At 68.6% G+C, this 8,554-nt stretch carries 7 protein-coding genes; 4 read left to right on the top strand and 3 right to left on the bottom strand.

Annotation, left to right across the window (positions count from 1 at the left end; translation table 11 throughout):
• Window position 1: 1 nt before the first annotated feature.
• On the bottom strand, window positions 2-646 hold the full coding sequence (locus J0J01_RS30360; RefSeq protein ID WP_296387374.1) for a glutathione S-transferase family protein: 645 nt from the start codon (window positions 644-646) through the stop codon (window positions 2-4).
• Between the two features lie 219 nt (window positions 647-865).
• Here J0J01_RS30360 and J0J01_RS30365 point away from each other — a divergent pair, with 219 nt between their 5' ends.
• The gene (locus tag J0J01_RS30365; protein WP_296387375.1) at window positions 866-1,927 is read left to right on the top strand and encodes an efflux RND transporter periplasmic adaptor subunit; all 1,062 of its coding nucleotides are present in this window, start codon (window positions 866-868) and stop codon (window positions 1,925-1,927) included.
• A gap of 4 nt (window positions 1,928-1,931) precedes the next feature.
• On the top strand, window positions 1,932-5,078 hold the full coding sequence (locus J0J01_RS30370) for a multidrug efflux RND transporter permease subunit (RefSeq protein ID WP_296387376.1): 3,147 nt from the start codon (window positions 1,932-1,934) through the stop codon (window positions 5,076-5,078).
• Window positions 5,079-5,383: 305 nt separating this feature from the next.
• Here J0J01_RS30370 and J0J01_RS30375 read toward each other — a convergent pair whose 3' ends face one another.
• The gene (locus J0J01_RS30375) at window positions 5,384-5,557 is read right to left on the bottom strand and encodes a hypothetical protein (RefSeq protein WP_296387377.1); all 174 of its coding nucleotides are present in this window, start codon (window positions 5,555-5,557) and stop codon (window positions 5,384-5,386) included.
• Between the two features lie 113 nt (window positions 5,558-5,670).
• Window positions 5,671-6,228 carry a VOC family protein gene (locus J0J01_RS30380; protein WP_296387378.1) on the bottom strand — a complete coding sequence of 186 codons (558 nt, stop codon included), beginning with the start codon at window positions 6,226-6,228 and terminating at the stop codon, window positions 5,671-5,673.
• 45 nt (window positions 6,229-6,273) lie between these two features.
• Here J0J01_RS30380 and J0J01_RS30385 point away from each other — a divergent pair, with 45 nt between their 5' ends.
• Window positions 6,274-7,548, top strand: a complete 1,275-nt coding sequence (locus J0J01_RS30385; RefSeq protein WP_296387379.1) for an amidase — start codon at window positions 6,274-6,276, stop codon at window positions 7,546-7,548.
• Window positions 7,545-8,327: an aspartate dehydrogenase gene (locus J0J01_RS30390; protein ID WP_296387380.1), complete on the top strand. Its 783-nt coding sequence runs from the start codon at window positions 7,545-7,547 to the stop codon at window positions 8,325-8,327. Before J0J01_RS30385 ends, J0J01_RS30390 begins: the two co-directional genes overlap by 4 nt.
• Window positions 8,328-8,554 lie beyond the last annotated feature (227 nt).

The following is an 8,554-nucleotide window of genomic DNA, read 5'->3' on the forward strand; positions in this document are numbered from 1 at the left end:
CTCAGCCCGGGAAGAACTTCAGGAACGGCTCGGCCTCGTTGAAGGCACGGGCCACCGAAGGCCGCCGGCTGAGACGCCGGAAGTAGGCCTGCAGATTGTGGCGTTCGCCGAACGGCACCAGCTTGCTGGAGAAGAACAAGGGCGGTGCCGCGGCGCAATCGGCCAGGGTGAAGGCATCGCCTGCGGCCCAGGTGCGGCCCGCCATCTCCGCGTCGATCACGTCGTAGGACTGCCGCAGCATCGCCTGGGCGGCCGCAACGCCGGTGGGGTCTTTGGCACCGTCGGGCCGCAGCCGGTCGCCGACGATGCGCTGCATTGGATCGTGCACATAGAGATCGTAGAATCGGTCGGCGAGCCGCGTGCGCAGCGCCTGGTCGGGATCGGCCGGGATCAGCGCCGTGCCCCGCGGATAGTGCTGGCCGAGATACTCGATGATGATGCTCGATTCAGGCACCGTCCGGTCGAGCGCGGCGTCGCGCAGCACCGGCATCTTGCCGACCGGCCACAGCTTGCGGAACGAGGCGGCCGATTCGGCATCGCCGAAGTTCACGACCACGGTCGCGAACGGCGTGCCGGCCTCGTAGAGGGCGATCAGCACCTTCTGGCAGTAGGACGACAGGGGATGGAAATACAGGGTGAGCGACATGCCCGCTTCATACCCTCTTGACGGCCGGTAAGCCGCACCTTTCGCCGCCGCCCATGCGCTGGCCGCGTCCATTTCCCGGCCTGTGAAAGCTTGATCTAAATCAGTGACGGACTCTGCAAATCCCGGCAGTCTCGCCGTCAGGCGAGAAGCCGGGGAGCAAAGATGGTGAGGATGCGGCTTTTGGCAGTCGTTGCATTGATTTGCGCGACCGGTTTGGGCGTGGCGCAAGCGCAGCAGGGCGCGCCGCCGCCCGCCGTCCTCGTGCAAAAGGCCGAGCTCAAGCCCTTGGGCGCGCGGTCCGAGTTCATCGGCCGTGTCGCCGCCGTCGACAAGGTCGACCTGCGCGCCCGGGTGAAGGGCTTCCTCGGCCCGCGCAAGTTCACCGACGGCGATCCGGTGAAGCAAGGCCAGGTCGTCTTCACCATCGAGCCCGACACCTACCAGGCGACGGTCGACCAGAAGATCGCGCAGCGCGACGCCGCCAAGGCCGCGCTGGTCAATTCCGAGATCCAGTTCAAGCGCGCCGCCGAGCTGCTGCGCACCAATACCGGCACGCAGGCCGTCTACGACCAGCGCCAGAGCGAGCAGTTGCAGGCCAAGGCCGCCCTCGAGGAGGCCGAGGCGCAACTGCGCGACGCCCAGATCAACCTCTCCTACACCGAGATCAAGTCGCCGATCGCCGGCCGCATCGGCAAGGCGGCGGTCTCGCCCGGCAACCTGGTCTCGCCCGATTCGGGCGTGCTGGCGACCGTGGTGACCGAGAGCCCGATGCGCGTGCTGTTCTCGGTGACGCAGCGCGAGCTCCTGGAGGCGCGCCGCGAAGGCGGCGGCGGCGGCGACGGGCTGGTGGTGCAGCTCCGGCTGGCCGACGACAGCCTCTATTCCGAGAAGGGCAAGCTCGACTTCCTCGACGTCACGGTCGATCCAAGGACCGACGGCCAGATCATCCGCGCGGTGTTCGAGAACAAGAACCAGACGCTGACCGACGGCATGACGGTGCGTGTCGTGCTCGAGGCCGAGAAGGCGCCGACGGTGGTGGCGATCCCCGAAGCCGCCGTCGCGCTCGACCAGGCCGGGTCCTACCTGTTCGTGGTCAACGACAAGAACGTGGTCGAGCAGCGCCGGATCAGGACGAGCACGGCGCGCGACGGCCTGCTGGCGGTCGAGCAGGGCCTCAAGGCCGGCGAGAAGGTGATCGTCCAGGGCCAGCAGCGCGTGCGCGCCGGCATGACCGTCGCGCCCAGCGAGGCGCCCGCCTCGCCGTCCATGCCGAGCCGGTGATCCCATGACCATCTCGTCGGTTTTCATCCGCCGGCCGCGGCTGGCCTTCGTCGTCTCCACGGTGATCACCATCGCCGGCCTGATCGCGCTGACCGCGCTCCCGGTGGCGCAGTTCCCCGACATCGTGCCGCCGCAGGTCCAGGTCACCACCTCCTATCCCGGCGCCTCGGCCCGGGCGGTCGAGGAGAGCGTCGCCCAGGTGATCGAGGCGCAGGTCAACGGCGTCGAGCGGATGATCTACATGAAGTCGGTCTCCGGCGGCGACGGCAGCTACACGCTGACGACGAGCTTCGCGGTCGGCTCCGATCCCGACCTCAACACCGTCAACGTCACCAACCGCGTCAACCAGGCGCTGGCCCTGCTGCCGCCCGAGGTGCAGCGCAACGGCGTGATCACCAAGAAGCAGTCGTCGGCGCTGCTGCAGGTCGTCGCCTTCTCCTCGCCCAAGGGCAGCCGCGACGCGCTGTTCCTGTCGAACTTCGTCACCATCAACATCCTCGACACGTTGAAGCGCGTGCCGGGCGTCGGCAGCGCCGAGCTGTTCGGCGCGCTCGACTATTCGATGCGCGTCTGGCTGAAGCTCGACCGCATGTCGAGCCTCGACATCGCGCCCAGCGACGTGGTCAAGGCGGTGCAGTCGCAGAATGTCCAGGCCGCAGTCGGCCTGGTCGGCGCGGCCCCCCTGATGGGACCGGTCGACTTCCAGCTCAACATCAGCACCCAGGGCCGCCTGACCGACGTCAAGGAGTTCGAGAACATCGTGGTGCGCGCCATGCCCGATGGCGCGCTGGTGCGCATCAAGGACATCGGCCGGGTCGAGCTCGGCGCCAAGACCAGCAACTCCGTGGGCCGCTACAATGGCAAGCCGTCGGCCGGCATCCAGATCTTCCAGCTTCCCGGCGCCAATGCCCTCGCCACCGCGCAGGCGGTGCGCAAGGCCATGAAGGAGCTCGAGCCGCGCATGCCCGAGGACGTCGCCTACGACGTCATGTACGACACCACCGTGTTCGTCGAGGCCACGATCGAGAGCGTCAAGCACACGCTGATCGAGGCCTTCGTGCTGGTGGCGATCGTGGTCTTCGTCTTCCTCGGCAACCTGCGCGCCACCCTGATCCCGATCATCGCCGTGCCGGTGGCGCTGATCGGCACCTTCGCGGTCATGCTGGCGCTGGGCTTCTCGGCCAACACCATCTCGCTGCTGGCGCTGGTGCTGGCGATCGGCATCGTGGTCGACGACGCCATCGTGGTGGTCGAGGCGGTCGAGCACATCCTCGAGCACGAGCCCGACCTCACGCCGGCCGAGGCGACCGAGAAGGCGATGGGCCAGGTCACCGGCCCGATCATCGCCATCACCCTGGTGCTGCTGTCGGTGTTCGTGCCGACCGCCTTCATCCCCGGCATCACCGGCCAGCTCTACAAGCAGTTCGCGGTCGCGGTGTCGGTGTCGATGGTGATCTCGGCGATCAACGCGCTGTCGCTGTCGCCCGCCCTGTGCTCGCTGATCCTGCGCCACAAGAAGAAGCCGACCGGCGTGATGGCCTGGCTGCAGGGCGGCATCGACCGGACGCGCGACGGCTACGTCACGCTGGTGACGCCGATCACCCGGCGCGCCTTCATCGCCCTGATCCTGGTCGCGGGCTTCGCGCTCGGCACCGTCGGCGTCGGGTCGCTGGTGCCGTCGGGCTTCCTGCCCGAGGAGGACCAGGGCGCCTTCATGGCCGAGCTGCAGCTCCCCGAGGCGGCCTCGACCAGCCGCACGCTCGACGCGGTGACCGAAATCGAGAGCCTGATCGCCGGCAAGCCGTGGCTGCAGAGCGTCTTCACCGTGAGCGGCTACAGCCTGCTCGACGGCCTCGCCCAGCCCAACCGCGCGCTGGTGATCGTGGCGCTGAAGCCGTTCGCCGAGCGCCGGGACCCCAAGCTCTCGGTGTTCGCCGCCCTCGACGAGCTCAATGCGGCGTTCCAGCAGATCGCGTCGGCCAATGCCTTCGCCTTCAACCTGCCGCCGATCATGGGACTGGGCAATTCGTCGGGCTTCGAGTTCCAGATCCAGAGCCTGGCCGGCGCGCCGCCGGTCGAGCTCGCCCAGGTCGCCCGCGCCCTGATGGCGGCGGCCCAGAACGTGCCCGCGCTCGCGGGCGTGTTCACCACCTACGGCGCGGCGACGCCGCAGATCTACCTCAAGCTCGATCGCGAGCGGGCACAGGCGCTGGGCATCCAGATCTCCGACATCTTCGCGGCGCTGCAGACCGCGATGGGCGGCACCTACGCCAACGACTTCAACCTGTTCGGCCGCACCTGGCAGGTGAAGATCCAGGCCGATGCCGACGAGCGCAAGAAGGTCGAGGACGTCTTCCGCGTCCGCCTGCGCACCTCGTCCGGCGACCTCGTGCCGCTGCAGGCGGTGGCCGACGTGCAGCTCGTGACCGCGCCGGGCTCGATCATCCGCTACAACAACCTGCGCTCGGTGACGATGCAGGGCGCGCCGGCGTCGGGCTTCTCGACCGGCCAGGCGATCGCCGCCATGGAGAAGCTCGCCCGCGAGACCCTGCCGGCGGGCTATGCCTACGAATGGACCGGCACCGCCTACCAGGAGAAGGCGGCGGCCGGCCAGACCGGCTTCATCCTCGGCCTGGCGCTGGTGTTCGCCTATCTGTTCCTGGTCGGTCTCTACGAAAGCTCGACCATCCCGGTCGCGGCGCTGCTGTCGGTGACGGCCGGCCTGTTCGGCGCCGTGCTGGCGCTGTTCCTGACCGGGCTGGACAACAACATCTTCGCCCAGATCGGCATCGTGGTGCTGATCGCGCTGGCGGCCAAGAACGCCATCCTGATCGTCGAGTTCGCGATGGAGCAGCGCGCCCACGGCGAGGACATCGTCAAGGCCGCGACCAACGCCGCCCATCTGCGCTTCCGCGCCGTGATGATGACGTCGTTCGCCTTCATCCTCGGCCTGGTGCCGCTGGTGACCTCGTCGGGCGCCGGCGCCGCCACCCAGCGCGCCGTCGGCACCGCGGTGTTCGGCGGCATGCTGGCGGCGTCGTTCCTCGGCATCTTCGTGATCCCGGGCCTTTACGTCTCGTTCCAGTGGGCACGCGAGAAGATCAAGGGCACCGGCAAGGCGAAGGCGCCGGCGACCCCCGCGGGCGACTAGCGCGTGATGGATTGAGCTCCGTCCGGCGGGCCGGCCTGCCCGCCCGGACGCCGGGAGTCCACAAGAGTCCACTCGGGTGTGGACCGGTTCGATGCCGATGCCATCGGCGTTTTCGGCCCGGAGTCCACGAATCCACCGACACCCCCACCCCCCTGAAAAACACTCTCTCGAGAGTCCCTGAAGGGCCGCGCGCAGGCAGCGAGCGGCCGCTTCGAGACGGGTCGTAACGTGGCGCATCATCATGCGCGCCACCCTGCACCAGGGCGCCTCGTACACCTATTATGGGCAATGGAACGCGCGAATCCTTAAGCAAACGCAGGCGAATCGACCGTTCCATTGCCCATAATGACGTCGCCCGCGAGCGCGAAATCGGGGCCGTCGATGCGCGGGGCGCGTTTTTCCCTGAAAATCGCGGGCTCGGCCGCGGAAAATTTACGCCCACTCGAAAAAGAAATTCCCGGCGGGCCCGGCGAGGTCATGAGCATCCGTCGTATTGCTCATGCCCCTCCGGCGCGTCGCCTCGCCGCGCTACGCGCGCAGAAAGGAATTCTGAGTCCGACCCAACTCATCCCGCGCTTTAGCGCCGATCAAGTCAGGCGGGCCGGTCGGTCGCCGCCTCGATCCGCGCGCGCAGCGCGGCGTCGTGGATCGTGGTGTCCTGGCCCGGCGGCGCGATGCGTGCCGCCTCCTCGAGCGTGGTCTTCTGGCGCCATTCCTCCCACGGCCGCGCCCGGCCGTCGGAGCCGACCTGGTCGAGGCCCCAATAGAGCTCGAGGTGATGGCCGTCGGGATCGAGGAACTCGACCGCGACCTGGCAGCCCGCGCGGCGGCGGCCGTTGAAGGTGATCTTGGTGCCGTGCGCCACGAGATGGTCGCGGGCGCGGAACACCTCGTCGATCGTGGCGAGCTCGAAGGCGATATGGTGCAGGCTCTTGCCGTTGGCGGCGTCACCCTTGTCGCCGACCAGGGCCAGGCAATGGTGATCGCCGTTGCAGCGCAGGAACACCATGCCGCCCGGCATCATCGAGCCGTCGTAGATGTCGGAGACCTGGAAGCCCAGCACCTCGGTATAGAAGCGCCTGGAGCGTTCGATGTCCGAAACGAAGATCACGGCGTGTCCGATTTTACGGACGGCGAAGGGAATGCTCATGGGGTAGCATTCTGCCGCCAATCCAGCGGGAGGGGAAAGTAGCCCATGGCGAGATCGCCCAACAAATTGTCGGCCAGCGCCGCGGTCAAACAGATGGCCGAGAAGCGGCTGAAGGCGCGCGATCTGGTGGAGGCCTGCCTCGACCGCATCGACGCCCGCGAAGGCCAGGTCCATGCCTGGGAGGCGCTCGACCCCGAGGGCGCGCGCAAGCGGGCCGACATGCTGGACAAGCGCGCCCGGCCAGTCGGCCCCCTGCACGGCATCCCGCTGGCGGTGAAGGACATCATCGACACCAGGGCGATGACCACCGAATGCGGCTCGCCGATCTATCGCGGCCGTCAGGCGGGCGATGACGCCGCCTGCGTGACGCAGCTCGTCCAGGCGGGCGCCATCGTGCTGGGCAAGGCGGTGACCACCGAGTTCGCCGGCGGCCATGCCGGCAAGACCCACAACCCGCACAACCTCCGCCACACGCCGGCCGGCTCGTCGTCGGGCTCGGCGGCGGCGGTGGCCGACTTCATGGCGCCGCTGGGCTACGGCACCCAGACCTCGGGCTCGGTGATCCGGCCGGGAGCCTTCAACGGCGTGGTCGCCTACAAGGGGACCTACGGCTGGGCCGACCTCACCGGCGTGAAGACCTACGCCAGGAGCCTCGACACGCTGGGCTTCTTCGCCCGCGAGGCCAACGATCTGGCCCTGGTCCGCGCCGCCTACGGCCATGCGCCGGCCGATCCACCGGTCCGGCCGCCGCGCATCGGCTTCGCCCGCACCCGCTGGTGGGAAATGACCGATCCCTACAATGCCAAGAACCTCGAAGCCGCCGCCAAGGCCCTGCGCGCATCCGGCGCCAGGGTGCGCGACTGGGAGATGCCCGAAAGCTGGGACCGGCTGATCGAAGCCCACAACCGGGTCATGACCAAGGAAGCGACGATCTACTACGGCCCCGAGCGCGAACGCTTCCCCCACCTGATCTCGCCCGGCCTGACCGCGGCGCTGGAGGTCGGCGACGCCGTCAGCCGCCCGCAGATGGCCGACGCCAAGAAGCGCCGCCAACGCGCCCAGGCCGACCTCGCGCAGGTCTGGGAACAGTTCGACATCCTGCTGGCACCCGCGGCGCGCGGCGAAGCACCGGCCGGCCTCGGCCATACCGGCGATCCGCTCTTCAACCGCTTCTGGACCTTCCTCGGACCGCCCTGCATCGCGCTGCCTTTCGGCACCGGCCCGTTCGGCCTGCCGCTGTCGGTGCAGCTGATCGGCCCGCATCGCGGCGACGACCAGCTCATCGCCTGGGCGCGCTGGGTCGAGCAGAAGCTCACGTGAAGCCCAAAGTCCGATTGGGCCTCATCGGCTATGGCACCATCGGCAAGCACATCGAGGCGGCCGGCCTGGAGAACATCGAGCTCGCCGCCGTGCTGGTCCGCCGGCCGCGCAACGACGCGAAGCTCACACACGATCCCGAGCGCTTCTTCGCCCACAAATTCGACGCCGTCGCCGAATGCGCCGGCCACGAGGCGGTGCGCGCGCACGGCCAGCGGGTGCTGGAACGCGGCGCCGATTTCCTGGTGACCTCGGTCGGCGCCTTCACCGACGACGCCTTGTTCGACCGGCTGCTCGCCGCCGCCAGGGCCAACGGCCGCCGGCTGATCCTGCCGTCGGCCGGCATCGGCGCGCTCGACATCCTGAGCAGCGCCCAGGTCGGCGGCCTCGACAAGGTCACCGTCACCGTGCGCAAGGACCCGTCGGCCTGGAAGGGCACGGTCGCCGAGACGCTGTGCGATCTCGATGCGCTGAAAGAGCCGAAGGTCGTGTTCGACGGCCCGGTGCGAGAGGGCGCGCGGCTCTATCCGCAGAACGTCAACATCTCGGCCGCCGCCGCGATTGCCGGCCTCGGCCTCGACAGGACCCGCGTGGTAATCGTGGCCGATCCCACCATCACCACCCACATTGTCGAGCTCGAAGCCGAGGGCGCCTTTGGCAGCTTCTCGTTCAAGGAAGATGTCGCCGTCTCGGAGGAGAACCGCAAGACCGGCAAGCTGGTCGCCATGGCGATGGTGCGCTCGGTGCGCCAGCTCGCCTCGACGTTGGTGGTGGCGGCTTAAACCCTCCCCCGTCATCGGGGGAGGTGGCGCGGTAATCCGCGACGGAGGGGTCATGACCCCTCCGTCAGCGTAAGACGCGGGCACCTTGTGTCTTGGAATGGGTGCAGACTGCGGTCGCCAGAGGATCGGCTCGCACCCGATCCTCTGGCGCGGCAGGAGAGCCCGTCTGGCACCAAGACTGCACGTCGTTGGGGAGCTTGGGCCCCGGCCGTTGTCTTCGCAAACCC

Source organism: Reyranella sp. (assembly GCF_017305915.1).
Taxonomy (GTDB): Bacteria; Pseudomonadota; Alphaproteobacteria; order Reyranellales; family Reyranellaceae; genus Reyranella.

Bases quoted from the DNA above. Each gene is read 5' to 3' on its own strand.
- J0J01_RS30360 (WP_296387374.1), bottom strand. From the start codon at position 646: ATGTCGCTCACCCTGTATTTCCATCCCCTGTCGTCCTACTGCCAGAAG.
- J0J01_RS30370 (WP_296387376.1), top strand. From the start codon at position 1,932: ATGACCATCTCGTCGGTTTTCATCCGCCGGCCGCGGCTGGCCTTCGTC.
- J0J01_RS30375 (WP_296387377.1), bottom strand. From the start codon at position 5,557: ATGACCTCGCCGGGCCCGCCGGGAATTTCTTTTTCGAGTGGGCGTAAA.
- J0J01_RS30380 (WP_296387378.1), bottom strand. From the start codon at position 6,228: ATGAGCATTCCCTTCGCCGTCCGTAAAATCGGACACGCCGTGATCTTC.
- J0J01_RS30385 (WP_296387379.1), top strand. From the start codon at position 6,274: ATGGCGAGATCGCCCAACAAATTGTCGGCCAGCGCCGCGGTCAAACAG.